We start from the raw sequence: 15,010 nt of genomic DNA on the forward strand, positions 1-15,010 counted from the left end.
TTTTGATATCGAAATAATAGTCAGGAGTAAAGCGGAATGCAAGGTGAAGTTTCTGGAGTCGTCTGGTGTAGAGCTCCCGGGAGTGACAATCTGCTGTTAATTCGATATCGTAATAAATCGACGTCGACGCAGATTCAACTGACCGGGAGATACAACGTGGCAGAGAACGTACGATTCGGACTGGTAGGTTTCGGGGCCTGGGGCCAGCATCACGCAGCGGCCATCGCAAAGACCGCAGGAGCGGACTTGTGTGCCGTCGTCGCCCGCACAGAGGCATCTGCTCAGAAGGCTCAGGCCGAGTATCCTGGCATCCGCGTCTACACCGATTACCGGGAGATGCTCAACGAGGGCGAACTCGATGTCGTTGATATCGTCGTCCCGAGCGATCTGCATTTTCAGATCACCAGCGACGTCCTTCAGGCCGGCTGTCATGTCCTGCTTGAAAAGCCGATGGGCATCTCGATTGATCAGTGTGACGAATTGATTCGCCAGCAGCGCGAGACGCAGAAGATGCTCGCGGTCGGCCACGAGTTTCGGCTCTCTTCGCTCTGGGGCAAAGTGAAGGAGTTCATCGACGAAGGGCTGATCGGTTCGCCGCAATATGCTCTGGTTGAGCTCTCACGGAATCCGTATCGACTCGGAGCGGACGGCTGGCGGTACGATATCAATCGGGTCGGCAACTGGATTCTGGAGGAGCCGATTCACTTTTTCGATCTGGCCCGCTGGTATCTCGAACCGTGCGGAGATCCAGTCAGCGTTTACGCCTCGGCGAATTCGCGGCAGCCGGATCATCCGGAGTTGCAGGACAACTTCAGTGCGATCGTCAACTTCGAGAAGGGCGGATACGCCGTCGTTTCACAGACGCTCAGCGCCTTCGAACATCACGTGACCGTGAAGGTGACAGGAACCGACGGAGCGTTGTGGGCTTCGTGGAGTGGAGCGATGGACCGGACGCGGCATCCGACATTCTCGCTGCGTGCCTTCGATGGCGAAACCGTTCGCGACGTGCCGATCGAGAAGATCACCGGCGAGCTGTTCGAGCTGGAAGATCAGATCGCGATGTATGTCGATGCGGTGCGCAGTCAGAAGCCGCTCGCGTGCACGGCGGAAGATGGACGCTGGTCGGTGGCGATGTGCCTCTCTGCTCAGGAATCGGTCGATACCGGGAAGGTCGCCGAGATTCCGAAGCTTTCCTGACGCGTCACAGCAGCGATTCGACAATCACGCCGCACAGGTAAGCGAGCCCGGCAGCCGCTCCTCCAACGGAGAGTGTTTCCAGTCCCGACATCAGCCAGGACTGTGAAACGAAACGGGATTTGATGGCTCCGACCGTGAAAAAGGCGATACTGGTGATAACGGTGCTCATCAGGTAAGGGCGAGGGAGCGACCAGGGAAGGACCACATCGGCCACGAAGGGCAGCAACGGTAGAAACCCGATAATGAGAAACGCGAGGAAGGTCGTCAGGGCGGCTTTCCGCGGATCGGGATTCGAAAGGGCCACGCCATGTTCTTCCCGCAGCATGATCTCAATCCAGCGATCCCGGTCGGAAGTAATCACATCGACTGCTCGCTGAAGATCGTCCCCTTTGAAGCCCTGCTTCTTCAGGATCTGCAGCACTTCTTCACGCTCGCCTTCCGGGATACGGTCGATGTGTTCTTCTTCAAGGTGTCTCAGTCTGAGTCGCAACTGTTCCTCGGCTCGGGTTCCGAGATAGTTGCTGGCGGCCATGCTGAAGCCGTCGCCGATCAGATTGGCGACGCCGAGGATAATGATGATCGACTCCTGCAGTCCCGCCCCCGCCACGCCGGAGATCACCGCGAACGTGGTCACGGCTCCGTCAATCGCCCCATAGATCGCATCCTTCAAATAGTTGCTGTCGGGGCCCGACTCGAGGCGAGCACGAATCGCCGGCGGCGCATGAGCGGCTTCGAGTTCGGACTGACTCGAATTCGGAATCAGATGCTGATCCATCGGACGATTCTTCTGAAAGAGGGAGGAGTCCTGTGAGCCGTCGATTGTCGTGGATGCTGGTCGTTCTGCAAACCGTTCTTGCCGCGGTTCTGTTTCTCACGCTTCCCTGGCAGTCGATGACAGTCTGGCATTGGACGGCTGTTGTGCTCGGCGCCCTGCTGTTGATCTGGGCGGTTCTCACGATGCGCCTGCGGTATGTCTCGGTGCTCCCGGAACTCCGCGCCAACGCCCGACTCGTCGCCAACGGCCCTTACCGCTGGCTGAGACACCCGATGTACTCGGCTCTCGCCCTGTCGTCGGTCGCGACCATCGTTCCCGATCTGTTCTCCTGGCGAACAGTGGTCTGGATCGCTCTGATGTTCGTCCTCGACACAAAAGCCCGCCGCGAAGAAGCAGCCCTGCACGCCCGCTTCCCCGATTACGGCGAGTTCTGCCGCACCCGCTGGCGCTGGATACCGTTTCTGTATTAAACGCCTCTCATCCACGGCGCAGCCTCTTGGGACTTCGTTCCCCGCCCGTGAGAATCCTGAAACGCTCCCCGTCAGGAAACGTCTTAACCCGAAGCGTCAGCGAGGGAAATCGACGTCGGACGCGCATCCGGCCCTCGCTCACGCTTCGGGTTGGGATGCAAACCAACACGAATCGTGAAGGCGCCCGCCATTACGATTGAGGTTGGCGGGTTGTGATCCAGATCCAGCTTGTCCCGACAACAATGCCGACTGCGGAGGCGATGATCCATGTCGCGGGCAGGTGCGACTGTTCGGCGGCGGTGACGGTCCAGTTGGCCAGTTCGTCCCGTTTGTGGGCCATGATGAGCAGCGTCGAGTTGTGAATCCCGTGCAGGATTGCGGTGGTGACCATGCTTCCGGTTCGCAGCGAAACCCAGCCGAGCAGCAGGCCCATCAAGGTACTTGGAATCAACCGTTCCGGGGCAGCTCCTCCGGCCAGGACCACGTGGAAGAGTCCGAACGCGATCGCCGTTCCGAGGACGGTCAGCAGTCCGTTGGTTCGCGATCGGAGTCCGGAGAACAGAAAACCGCGAAAGAAAAACTCTTCACAGACTCCAGGCACAATTCCCAGGGCAACCACGACCACCCAGATTGGAACCTGTCGCCAGGCATCGAGCAGAGCCTGAATGCGGTCCATGTTCTGTTCGGTCAATCTCTGGAGACCGGTCGATTCCACAAGCACGACCAGTTCAAAGATGCAGGGCCAGGTCGCCAGTCCCAGCAGGACAACGCCGGGCCAAACGGAATAACCGGGAGCGGCGATCCGGAATGCGGTCAACACGCGCAATCGACGCCACATCGCGAAGAGGAGGGGGATTCCGACAAACAGAGCGATGGTGAGCAGAGCCGAGACGGTCAGCCGTTGTGCAATCGAGGCGTCGGCCATTCGCTGCAGCAATCCGGAACTCACAAAGTACACCGGAAACAGAAACGCCAGAAGGCATCCCGCTGCGGCAGCCGTGGGCGTTCGGGCGAACTCCGCGGGGCGATCAATCAGATCCCGCCACTGTCCCCGGCTGCCAATGAGCATCGCATCGGCTCCAAAAATACGAGCCGCGATGAAGAGGAAGAGTGTCGAATACAGCAACGTCGTCCCGACAGTGGCCAGAGCCAGCAGGGGCGACGCGGTGCCCTGAAAGAGATCCCGCGCGAGCAGCAGCACGTTGATGATCGGCACAATCGCGGTGGTCCGCGTCAGTTCCCAGTCGGGGAGCAGAATCACGAAGCCGGGGGCAATCGCGAGTAGCAGCAGCGGAATCAGGTACGCCTGGGCTTCTTTGAAGCTGCGAGCCGAACTGGTTAAAGCGAGCAGCGCAGCCGAGAAGAAAACAGCGAACGCGACGAGGACAAGAAATAGCTTGAGCAGCACAAGCACCGTCAGTCCGTTCTCGCCAAACAGCGTTCCTTCGAGCTGCAGCGAGTAGACGGTCACACTCATCGCCAGCAGGTTCATCAACCCGGTCAGCATGGTCACGGTGATGACCGCGAAGTACTTCGCGAACAGCAGCCGAATATGCGGCACCGGCAGGGCCATCAGAGTTTCGAGCGTATTGCGTTCTCGCTCGCCGGCTGTGAGATCGATCGCGGGATAGACGCCCCCCGTCACCGTCATCAGCAACAGCACGAGCGGCAGCAGTCCCAGAATCGCCGACGTCTCTCCCACCGGTTCGACCATCTCGATTGTGCGGGTGATCGGCAGGTTGAACTCCGGGTAGCTGTCTTTCACGATGTCTGACAGCGTAACCACATTGAGGGCAGCGAGGCGGCGTTCGAGATCATCGGCGGCTCGCTGGCTGACTGCCGACCCCGCCACCTGTATTAACTCGACGGAACGTCCCCGCGGGCCGGTTCGCGTGATCGGCTCGGTCATCGAAACGCGGATGCCAAGCTCGGCACTTCCTCTCGCGACCGAATCAGACAGAGACTGCCCGTCTTGAGCCACGAGAAAGTCGAACTTCAGTCGAGGGTCGGTGATATCGTCGATTTCGGAACTGTTGCGAAGAGCATCTGTTGTTTCCAGAACATCCTGAATCCACAACGCTTCGTCTTCAGACTCAAACGCGAGGCGAACATGAGGTGCTTCCGCCCGGGCTTCGAGCACCGCCATGTAGCGGAACGTGAGACCGAGCAGCGGGTAGAGCAGTAGCGGCATCGCCAGCAGCGTAATGATCGTCCGGCGATCGCGCAGCGTTTCGCGAAGTTCTTTGCGGGTCAGATGAAAGATCTGTCGGGCGACAGAATCCGAGTCGTCGGCCGAAGTGGGGGGCGGCTGTGTCATGCGATCCGTTCCTCCGTCGGCAGTGGGCCGATCATCTTGAGGAACATCTCGACCAGTGAATCTTCGCCGGTGGCGGCTCGAAGTTCTTCAATCGTTCCCTCCTGTTGCAGTCGACCGCGGTGGAGCAGGCCGAAGCGATCGCACAGTCGTTCCGCTTCTTCGAGCTTGTGGGTACAGACAATGATCGCTTTTCCGTCCTGACGCAGCCGGGCGGCGTAGTCGAAGATGACCTGCGCCCCCAGCACATCGAGTCCGCGAGTCGGCTCATCGAGCAGAACAACCGGGGGATCGTGAATCAACGCGCGAGCCAAATTGACCCGCTGCGTCTGCCCGGTACTCAGTGTCGCGCACCGTTGATCGAGGTAATCGCCGATCTGCATGACTTCGGTCAGTTCGGCGGTCCGGCGGCGAATGGTCTCGGGCTTCAAGCCGTAACCCCAGCCGAAGTACTCCAGCACCTCGCGCGGTGTGAGCCATTGATAGAGACCAGCCGAAGCGGAAACGAGACCGATCCGCCGCTTGATTTCCACCGGAGCGTTCATGATCGAATGCTCTTCGATCTTGGCGTCTCCCGATGTCGGTGGCAACAGGCCGAGCAGCATCCGTAACGTCGTCGTTTTGCCGGCGCCGTTCGGGCCCAACAGGCCGTAGACTTCACCACTGTTGACTGAGAACGAGAGCTCGTCCACCGCGAGGTTCGTGGCGGAATATCGCTTTGTCAGCTTATGGACATGAATCATGTGACACTCACGCAGAAAGGGCGTTTCACTGTAACAGACCAGATGCGGAATGTCTTGGACAGCGTCGAGGGTGAAGCGGCGGACCACTGCTGATTTGTTCCAGTGAGCTCTATTCGTCGAACGGCTCATCACTCGGGGAGTATTGCGGCAGGCGGACGTTCCATCGCAGAGCGATCAGCCGCATAGTGACGATGAACGCCAGGCTGATCGCGATGGCATAGGGATCCGGAATCTGAAGCCACTGCAGACCGAACAGCAGCCAACAGCCGACGAACGAGCAGGTTGCATACAACGGAGCATGACGAAACAGGCTCGGAACGCGATTGCAGACGACATCGGCAATCACTCCGCCGAACGTTCCCGTCACGACGCCGAGGATGGCCGCGATGAATAAAGAGGTCTCCGATTCCAGTCCCGCCAGCGCTCCTGCCACGCTGAACATGCCGAGACCGAGAGCGTCCGGGATGCTCAGGTATTTCTCAACGGCGTCCGGAATTCGCGGCAACAGCGAAGTGACGAGGGCCAGCCCGAAGACGATGACCGCGTAATGATCGTGTCGAATCCAGAACAGGGGATAGCGGTCGAGAAACAGATCTCGCAACGTTCCCCCGCCAAAGGCGACCATGAACGCCAGGCTCGATACGCCGACCAGATCCATCTCATGCCGGCGGGCCAGCAGCACGCCGTAAGTTCCGCCCGAAATCACGGCGATCAATTCAATCAGCTGGAACGTGCTCATCGCTCGTTCAGGGACCTTTCAAAGTTCACTCCGTCGAAGACAGTGCAGCCGCCGCAATCGAGATGATCCGACCGGCCAGCGAGTTCACAGAACCCTCGCCATCAGGGTGCAGTCGATTGCTGAGGAAAATGAAGAACAGATCCTGGTCGGGATCAATCCAAAGGACCGTCCCGGTGAAGCCGCCGTGTCCGAACGCCCGCTCGCTCAACTGGTCGCCGCGATTGCTGGAATAAGGCGACTGAATATCCCAGCCCAGTCCGCGAACTCCGCGGGAGACCTCGTGGGGCGTGATCATCAGCTCGATGGTTTCCGGCTTCAACACCCGTTGCCGATCGATTGTGCCCCCGTTGAGCATCATCGTCGCATAGCGGGCCAGGTCCTCTGCCGTGGAGAACAAACCGGCATGTCCGGCGACGCCATTCAAGGCATACGCCCGGGGATCGTGGACTTCGCCCCGCATCCAGTCACCGTTTCGTTGTTCCGTCGGAGCCGTGCGGCTGTGCAGCGATTTGTCGGGCAGGTAGCCGGTTTCCTGCATGCCAGTCGGTTTGAAGATGTGTGCAGCCGCGTATTCGTTCAAGGGGGTACCACTGACGGCTTCCACAATCCGGCCGAGCACGATGAACCCGACATCGCTGTAGATGAACTTCGTCCCGGGATCGGCGGTCAACTTGAGTGCATCGATTCGCTCGAACGCTTGCTGGGGACCGTTGCCGTAGTCGTGAATGGAGTTGTCGGCGATCAGTCCTGACTGGTGAATCAGCAGCTGTCTGACGGTGATATTCTCCTTGCCGTTTCCAGTGAACGTCGGCAGGATTGCGGTCACCTTCTGATCGAGCTTCAACTTCCCCTGTTCAACCAGATGCAGAATGCTTGTGGCGGTCGCGACTGGTTTGGTCAGCGAAGCCAGATCGAAAACGGTATCGAGAGTCATCGGGACCGCTTCGGGTTCCGACTGACGATGGCCGTACGCTTTCGCCAGAACGATCTTGCCCCGGTGACCGATCAGCACCACGCAGCCCGGCATCTGGCCGTTCTCGATTCCTTCCTTGACGACCTGGTCGATCTCAGTCTGCTGGTCCGCAGAGAGACGAGACTCAGTCGATCCCGTTCGCGGAATTTCGGAGGTTTCTTCACCGTGAACCCTGGTCGCAGTTGGGTTCGCGAAAGCAATCGTGAGGCCGAGAAAAAAGCCGAAGCAGATTGAAAGGGAAGGACATTGCATGGAAAGACTCGCGATTCAGTAGCGGATGAGGGGAGCCAGAGTGCAGGGTCACTCTAACCGATTCCGGCTGGATTTGCGGTTCCCGGCGGGGCTTCGGCTCGAAATTACTCCTTGTCCGTATCGGAAGGCACCGATACCATGTTGATGGCCCGCCTCTTCCGCTCCCTGCTGAGTGATTCCCAATGAATTTGCGCTCAATTTTCTTTATCTTTCTCGCCTGCGTTGCGTTCGTACTCCCCGTGAGGGCGTCAGAAACCGCGGTGCAGAAGTTTCTGAACACGCACTGCCTCGACTGTCATCAGGGCGATTCGGCGGAAGCGAGCTTCACTCTCGACGACCTGCTCGATACCGGCGTCGATCGGTCCACTCTTCTGGAATGGCGACAGATTCATCAGCGGGTCGAGCGGCACGAGATGCCTCCCGCCGAGATGGAACAGCCTGTTCCGGCCGAACGGACGTTGTTCGTTGAAGCGCTGCGTCAGGAGCTGACTTCGCTGGAACAGGCTCTTTATGCCCAGGAAGGTCGATCGGCTTTGCGGCGGCTTAACCGCTATGAGTATCAGAGCACGCTGCGTGAGATTCTCGCAATGCCGCATTTGAACGTTCTCGAAATTCTCCCGCCCGACGGTTCGGCGAATGGTTTCGACAAGTCCGCCGAGGCTCTCGATATCTCGCATGTCCACGTCGTGAAGTGGATGGAAGCCGCCGACTTCGCTTTGCAGCAGGCGATTGCACCGACACCCGTTAAACCCGAACCGAAGTTGATTCGAGCCGAAGTCCTTGGTGTTGACGAGACCCGGAAAACTTGTCAGGGATTTTATTCCATGCTGCGGCAGGGGCGGGCGATTCCGATGAACGGGATGCAGCCGGATGAAACGCTGGAGATTAACCTTGGCGACTTCGCGGCCCAGGACAGCGGCGATGTGGTCGACCAGGAGCCGAAACTCGACGGACTCGCGGTTTTCATCAATGGAGAAAGCAATCTGGGGATGACGATCCGACCATTCCGCGTCGAACTGCCCGGCTACTACACGCTTCGCGTGCATGGCTATGGAATCACGAATCGTCTGGGTGAGATCGTGCCGACTGACCGGGTAGAGACGGTCGGCTTCTATACCGATGACCGCACGCTCGGTTACTGTGATCTGCCGTCCTACGAACCGACGACAGCCGAGATCACCGTCTGGCTCAACGCGGGAGACAACATCAAACCGCTCGTCGCGTCCTCGACGTATCCGGTGATTCGATCGGGCGGGCAGGGACTGGGAGCCTGGAAGCGACAACGGGGCAATGGCGTCGTCTTCAACTGGCTGGAGATGGAAGGTCCGTTCTATGACCAGTGGCCACCTGAGAGCCATCAGCGACTGTTCGGCGATCAAAAACTGACCAAGAAGAATGAAGCCAGCTTGAATCGCCGCGAACGCCGCGGTCGCGATTACGCTCCGGTCGACGTGTCAACATTGACCCCGAAGAACGCTGATCAACAAGCCGAGCGGTTGCTGGCCGAGTTTGCGGGCAGAGCTCTACGCCGCGCCGTTAATTCTTCAGACCTGAACGTGCCGCGGTCTGTTTATCGGGAGAAGACTGCCACCGGAGCCAGCTATGCCGAAGCACTGCTTGCCGCTTATCGAGCGATCCTGACCTCGCCGGCCGTTGTCCTGGTGAATGCACCGGATAGCGGCGAGTCTCAATACGCGATCGCATCGCGACTGGCGTACTTCCTCTGGTCTTCACCGCCCGATGAGCGTCTGATGAGCGACGCGGCTTCCGGTCGTCTGGACGATCAGGCGGTCCTGCTCAGTCACGTGGACCGGATGCTGGCCGATCCTCGGGCGGGACGTTTCATCAATCACTTTCTCGATCACTGGCTGCTTCTGAAGGACATCGAACTCACCGAGCCCGATGAGAATCTGTACCCCGAGTACAATCCGCTGCTGCTTGATTCGATGATGAAAGAAACCCGCGAGTACTTCGCGCTGCTGGTTCGCGAGAATCTTGGCGTGAGTCACATCGCCGATTCCGACTTTACCGTGCTTAATCAGCGACTGGCCGAGCATTACGGAATTCCGGATGTCACCGGCACGGTCATGCGTCGTGTCGAACTGCCGGAGGATTGCCATCGCGGCGGAATTCTGACGCAGGCTTCTGTGTTGAAGACGACCGCCAACGGTACGACGACTTCGCCCGTGACGCGCGGGACTTTTGTGATGTCGCAGATTCTGGGGGACCCGCCACCTCCTCCGCCCGCATCGGTACCGGCTGTGGAACCCGATATTTCGGGAGCGACCACGATTCGGGAGCAGCTCGCTCAACACCGCGACGATCCGGCCTGTGCGGGATGTCATCGGAAGATCGATCCCCCCGGTTTCGCTCTCGAATCGTTCGACGTGATGGGCGGCTTTCGGGAACGGTATCGGTCGCTGGGGCAGGGGGAACGGATTCCTGATCTGTTTCTCCGCGGCGGACAGCCGGCTCGCGTGAGCCTCGCGCTGCCGGTCGATCCCTCCGGCGACATGCCCGGATCGGGAGAGTTTCAGACCATTGAAGAGTTCAAGCAGCTTCTGCTGCAGAGAGAGCGGCAACTGGCCGGGAATCTGTTGCGGCAATTCATCGTCTACGCGACCGGTACGCCCGTCAGCTTCGCTGATGAAGCCGAGTTCACAGCGATCCTGAAAGAATTGGAAGCCGGGAATTTCGGTATTCGTGATATGATCGATGCGGTTGTGACAAGCCGTATGTTTCTGGACCACAAGCAAACTTCAGTCGAGACCGTTCGATGATGCACACTCAGCACGCACTCAACCGCCGTGGATTCCTCCGATCGGCCGGAGCCTGTCTGACGCTGCCCTGGCTCGAATGTCTGGTGGAACGCAGCTGGGCCGGCGCGGGCGAACCAACGCCACCGCGCCGAATGATCGCCATCATGACCGATCTCGGAATTGTGCCGGAATATTTCTTCCCGGAAGCACCCGGTCGCGATTTCAAATTGACGCCCTACCTGCAAGTCCTTGCCGAACATCGCGATCAGTTCACGGTCTTCTCTGGCCTGTCGCATCCCGAAGTAACCGGCGGCCACCAGACAGATCTCTGCTTCCTCACCGGGGCGCCCCATCCACGAAAGCCGGGCTTCAAGAACTCGATTTCGCTCGACCAGTACGCCGCCATGATTCAGGGTCCGGTGACGCGCTTCCCGAGTCTGACGCTGCGCGTCGGTCCCTCCAACAAGTCGCTGTCCTACTCCGCCGACGGCGTGGCGATTCCGAGTGAGTTTCGGCCTTCGTCGATTTACCGTCAGCTGTTCCTGCAGGGATCTCCGCGCGAAGTCGAAGCCCAGATCGCCCGGCTCCGCGAGGGCCAGAGCCTGATGGATCAATTCGAAGGCCGACTGCAGTCTCTCGAACGGAAAGCCGGCAAGCGAGATCGCCAGCGGCTCGATCAGTTTCTCACGTCCGTCCGCGAGGTCGAACAGCGGCTCGAAGCGAGCGAAGCCTGGGAGCAGAAGCCAAAGCCCAGGGTCGATGTGGAGATGCCAAAGGACAATCTCGACCCAACGGCTCTCGTCGAGCGGACGCGGGCAATTTACGATCTGTCACGGCTCGCGATCGAGACCGATTCGACGCGGTTGATCACGGTTTTTGTGACGCAACAGTTCAATCCCAAGGTCGATCTGCCCGGCGTCGAAATGCCTCACCATGCGTTGACGCATCAGATGAGTCTCGAAGAATCGCGGGAGCAGTTGCGGCTTGTCGAAGAAGCCCAATTCGGGGAACTGAACCGTCTGTTGACCGGGCTCCGCGGAGTCGGGGAAGGATCGGCGACGATGCTCGATCAGACCATGGTGCTCTACGGCAGTAACCTCGGCAATGCTTCGCGGCACGATACGACGAACCTGCCGGTCCTGCTCGCCGGCGGCGGATTCCGGCATGGCCAGCATCTGGCGTTTTCGCGGAAGAACAACTACCCGCTGGCGAATCTCTACGTCAGCATGCTGCAGCGGATGGGCATCGAGACCGACCGGTTCTCATCCGGCATGGGGACGATGACCGGGCTCGATTTCGCCTGATGCTTTCGAAGCCAGCCCTGCTGTGAGAGCTTAATTTACGCCTTTGCCGTTGGTTGTCAGAATCTGCGTGTTGGTCAGCGCGTTCCCGAAACGGTCAAAATCCTTGAACGACCAGACGACCTTCTTGTCCCGTGTCACTTCGATGATCTGCGGGTTCTCCGGACCGGCGTGACAGTTTCCGAGCACGATATTGCCATTTGGAAGAACCTGCAGTGTTGTCACCCACGCCAATTGAATGCCGGGCAGTTCGTTCTGTTCGAGCGACCAGACGATCTCTTTCTTCGGCGTCACTTCAATCACACGATGGCCGTTCCCGGTCGATATGAGCGTGTTGCCATTCTTGAGTCGCAGGGCTGCGAAACACTGGTTGCCGTATCCTTCGACGCCGTGACCTTTGCGCGGCTTTTCGCCGAAGAGCGGCACCTTGTACTGCCAGACGATCTTGCCGTCGGCATTGTACTCAGCGACGAGGCCCTCGCCTTCGTGGCAGACCAGATAGTTTCCGGAATCGAGCTTGCGAACGAGCCGGGTATCGCGGTGATGATGCGGCTCCTTCACCTGTAACGGGATCGTCTTCACGACCTTCCCGTTCGGATCGACTTCCAGAATCCGCGACGTCCCTGATTCGACGACCATCGTATTGCCGTTCGCGAGTCGCTCGAAGGCATGGACTTCGACTTTGCGATCCGTATTCTGACCGGCCGTGAATTCCCATACGACCTGGTTGGTGTCCGGATTCATCTCGACAATGTGCGTCCAGTTGTCCTGGAACAGAACGTTGCCATTCTCGAGCAGATGCAGGTCGTGCAGGGGACCAATCTGATGGCTCCATTGAAGTTGACTGTCGTCGCCGATGATCGCGATCAGATTCTTTGACGAGTCCGCAGTAAGAAACGAATGGCGGACATCCGGTTCGGCAGCATGCGAAAAGAACGGGGTGCTCAGGGAAAACAGAAGCAGCAGAACGGCGTTGCGGCGAATCATCGGATCGATCCTTTGAACGGAGCAGGGGACGAATTCGAGTCTATCGAGGAGTCGCCGGTTCAGGCAATCGTTCCGCTTCGACCGGTCATCAACCGGGCCCGTCCTTGAATGTCGGCTTTTCGTCCTTCACGTAGAACTCCGAGAGATCGAGCTGGCCGGCCTGTTCGGCTTCCAGCAGTTTGAGGCGGGCTTCGAGTTGCTGCAGACGGGTTTCAACGAGAGGATCAATCCGTTTGCTGGCCGGCGGCTTCGGTCGTGGAACTCTCGGATAGCCCAGATGCCGCTGCAGAGCGGCGAACATGTAAAGTGGATCGCGGCCGCGATTCGCCTGCGCAATGCGTCCTTCCTGCAAACCGAACAGCACCGGATAGGACGGCTTGTAGTCGGGGTTCTCGGTCCTGCGCTGGACTTCAAAGACGCGGAATTCCGAACGCAGGTAGATCATCTCGGAGAACTCGACCATGCCGAGTGATTGCTTCACCTTGCCGATCCAGTCTCGCCAGTCATCGTCGAACATTGGGTCGCTGGCCACCGAGTTCAGCCCGTCCTGATAGCCGAGGCGGTTCCGCGAGAGCGCTTCGAACTGGTACATGAACAGTCCCTGGCGACTGGCTGATTCGCCGGCCAGAAACTCCGCTTCTTTCTCAAGAATCTCCAGCGCAATCTTCAGATCGAACCGGGAGCGATCCAGTTCGGCCTGGCCGATGACGAACGTTTGAAACGGCGTGAAGTAATGGGGCAGACGCTGCATCCCGCCGCCAATGCGACCGTGCATCATCAACTCGGAGGCGAGAAACTCAAGCGCCATCGGCAGTCGGGTCGTCGCCAGAATCTCCTGAGAGATCGACTTGAGAATCTCCTGCGCAGGCAAGTCCTCTTCGAGCCGCTCCCGATAGGCGCGGAAGAAGTAGGCCTGCTCGACGTATTCTTCACGGTTATGTAACGGCCGATTCAAGCGGCGATATCCGACATGCGAGGATTACGAAACGAAGGGCGGCGTGAGTCCACTGAAGTGCAGGGCGACGCCGGAGTCACACAAAATGTGCGCACCGTTATCATAATCGATCGTGTGTTGGTTGTCGCTGGGCTTGTTGGGTTCTGAAGCGGGGAGCTCAGAGTCGGCAGGTCAACTGGTGGGGCTTCTGGGTGGGGTTTCGGTAGGCTCAGTCCGGGTTTGCAGAGTTACTGATTCGAGCTGACATCGAAGTTCCAGCTGACCGTTTCTGCCGGAGTCTCGATCAGTCCTCCAAATTGTTCATATTCCTGACGTTCGCAGAATCCCTGAATGTAACCCTCTCTCCAGGTGACGAAGAAAGCGGCACCCAATGCTACGGTCACAAGCACTCGCTGACACAGTTTGTTCATGATTCGCCCTTATTTCACAGTAGAATACTGGGATCAGTCCTCCGCGGCGTCCTCGCCGCGACATGATGACTGGATTAAGCGAATCGTGTTCCGAATTCAGGTCAGTATATGTCCAAATGCTTGTGTGAGTGGGGGTTTAGAGCGGCTGGTTCAATAGTGCGGACGCTCCGATCCGAGAGGAGTCCTCCGTATCCGGTCGAGCGATCCGCTTCAGAGCGAGGAATAAGACGAATCGAAAAACTGATCGAGGGTCGCCTTCGAAGGGTCTCCCGAACGCAGGCCTTCCCGGAACCAGCGAACACGCTGAGCTGATGTGCCGTGTGTGAACTGTTCAGGAACGATGACGCCGCGAGATTTCTTCTGCAGCATGTCGTCGCCAATCTGACGAGCCGCGTTGAGGCCCTCTTCAACATCGCCGCTTTCGAGCACCTGAAACTGCTGTTGAGCATGATGGGCCCAAACGCCGGCAAGATAGTCGGCCTGCAGTTCGAGTCGGACCGACATCTGATTCGCTTCCTCTTCCGACGACTGCATTCTGGCCCGCTGGACGAGATCGGAATAACCGAGAAGATTCTGCACGTGATGCCCGACCTCGTGCGCAATCACATACGCTTGAGCGAAGTCCCCCGGCGAGTTCAGCTCATCCCGCAGCTGGTCGTAGAACGACAGATCGATGTAGACCATCGAATCGGCCGGGCAGTAGAAGGGACCCATTGCGGCTGCTCCATGTCCGCAGGCCGTCTGCGTGGTGCCCCGGAACAACTCGAGTTGAGGGGGCTGATAGGCGCGCCCATATTCCGAGAAGAGTTCCGACCAGACATCCTCGGTCAACGCCAGCACTTTGCTGACAAAGACCGCCTGTTCATCCTGCTCGGCCTGCTGCTGGGGATTGAGCGGAGCCGGCTGATTCTGAACGTTTGCCTGATTCCGAACGACGAATTGAAGAACATCGCCCAGGTTGCCGCCCGAGAGAAAAATCAGACCAACCATCAGCAGAAGCCCCAGGCCTCCGCCGGCGGCGACTTTCTTCGGGCCCATGGCCCGCCGGTCCTGAACGTTCCCACTTCGACGAATCCGGCCAAGTCGCATCGCACTTTCCTTTCAGAACACCCGCAGAATGAACGACTGGCAGGCT

Annotated in this window: 13 protein-coding genes; 4 read left to right on the forward strand and 9 right to left on the reverse strand. The window is 58.8% G+C overall.

All coding sequences use genetic code 11. The annotated features are described in order from the left end of the window. Positions 1–36 precede the first annotated feature (36 nt). Positions 37–1,197, forward strand: coding sequence for a Gfo/Idh/MocA family protein (locus L1A08_RS07075; RefSeq protein WP_238755613.1), 1,161 nt, complete (start codon positions 37–39; stop codon positions 1,195–1,197). 4 nt (positions 1,198–1,201) lie between these two features. Here L1A08_RS07075 and L1A08_RS07080 read toward each other — a convergent pair whose 3' ends face one another. Beyond that, on the reverse strand, positions 1,202–1,972 hold the full coding sequence (locus L1A08_RS07080) for a VIT1/CCC1 transporter family protein (RefSeq protein WP_238755614.1): 771 nt from the start codon (positions 1,970–1,972) through the stop codon (positions 1,202–1,204). A 32-nt stretch (positions 1,973–2,004) separates the two neighbouring features. Here L1A08_RS07080 and L1A08_RS07085 point away from each other — a divergent pair, with 32 nt between their 5' ends. After that, positions 2,005–2,442 (forward strand): methyltransferase family protein, encoded by a 438-nt coding sequence (locus L1A08_RS07085; RefSeq protein ID WP_238755615.1) that lies wholly within the window; start codon positions 2,005–2,007, stop codon positions 2,440–2,442. A 190-nt stretch (positions 2,443–2,632) separates the two neighbouring features. On the opposite strand, the gene L1A08_RS07090 is transcribed toward L1A08_RS07085, so the two are convergent. The 4 genes from L1A08_RS07090 to L1A08_RS07105 form a co-directional block, all read right to left on the reverse strand. Then, positions 2,633–4,759, reverse strand: coding sequence for an ABC transporter permease subunit/CPBP intramembrane protease (locus L1A08_RS07090; RefSeq protein WP_238755616.1), 2,127 nt, complete (start codon positions 4,757–4,759; stop codon positions 2,633–2,635). Beyond that, positions 4,756–5,499, reverse strand: a complete 744-nt coding sequence (locus L1A08_RS07095; RefSeq protein WP_238755617.1) for an ABC transporter ATP-binding protein — start codon at positions 5,497–5,499, stop codon at positions 4,756–4,758. The genes L1A08_RS07090 and L1A08_RS07095 overlap by 4 nt, the downstream gene beginning before the upstream one ends. 109 nt (positions 5,500–5,608) lie before the next feature. Next, positions 5,609–6,238 (reverse strand): trimeric intracellular cation channel family protein, encoded by a 630-nt coding sequence (locus tag L1A08_RS07100; protein ID WP_238755618.1) that lies wholly within the window; start codon positions 6,236–6,238, stop codon positions 5,609–5,611. Between the two features lie 25 nt (positions 6,239–6,263). After that, on the reverse strand, positions 6,264–7,463 hold the full coding sequence (locus L1A08_RS07105; protein WP_238755619.1) for a serine hydrolase domain-containing protein: 1,200 nt from the start codon (positions 7,461–7,463) through the stop codon (positions 6,264–6,266). A gap of 260 nt (positions 7,464–7,723) precedes the next feature. On the opposite strand from L1A08_RS07105, the gene L1A08_RS07110 reads away from it, so the two are divergent. Next, positions 7,724–10,243, forward strand: coding sequence for a DUF1592 domain-containing protein (locus L1A08_RS07110; RefSeq protein ID WP_238755620.1), 2,520 nt, complete (start codon positions 7,724–7,726; stop codon positions 10,241–10,243). Then, positions 10,240–11,526, forward strand: coding sequence for a DUF1552 domain-containing protein (locus L1A08_RS07115; RefSeq protein ID WP_238755621.1), 1,287 nt, complete (start codon positions 10,240–10,242; stop codon positions 11,524–11,526). Before L1A08_RS07110 ends, L1A08_RS07115 begins: the two co-directional genes overlap by 4 nt. A 30-nt stretch (positions 11,527–11,556) precedes the next feature. Here L1A08_RS07115 and L1A08_RS07120 read toward each other — a convergent pair whose 3' ends face one another. The 4 genes from L1A08_RS07120 to ypfJ all read right to left on the reverse strand — a co-directional run bounded on the left by L1A08_RS07120 (position 11,557) and on the right by ypfJ (position 14,964). Next, a complete protein-coding gene (locus L1A08_RS07120) occupies positions 11,557–12,510 on the reverse strand; it encodes a beta-propeller domain-containing protein (RefSeq protein ID WP_238755622.1) in 954 nt (317 codons plus the stop codon). Positions 12,511–12,598: 88 nt separating this feature from the next. After that, positions 12,599–13,465: a hypothetical protein gene (locus L1A08_RS07125; protein WP_238755623.1), complete on the reverse strand. Its 867-nt coding sequence runs from the start codon at positions 13,463–13,465 to the stop codon at positions 12,599–12,601. 227 nt (positions 13,466–13,692) lie between these two features. Further along, positions 13,693–13,875, reverse strand: coding sequence for a hypothetical protein (locus L1A08_RS07130; protein WP_238755624.1), 183 nt, complete (start codon positions 13,873–13,875; stop codon positions 13,693–13,695). Positions 13,876–14,085: 210 nt separating this feature from the next. Beyond that, on the reverse strand, positions 14,086–14,964 hold the full coding sequence (gene ypfJ / locus L1A08_RS07135; protein ID WP_238755625.1) for a KPN_02809 family neutral zinc metallopeptidase: 879 nt from the start codon (positions 14,962–14,964) through the stop codon (positions 14,086–14,088). Between the last annotated feature and the right edge of the window lie 46 nt (positions 14,965–15,010).

The organism is Rubinisphaera margarita (assembly GCF_022267515.1).
Lineage (GTDB): Bacteria > Planctomycetota > Planctomycetia > Planctomycetales > Planctomycetaceae > Rubinisphaera > Rubinisphaera margarita.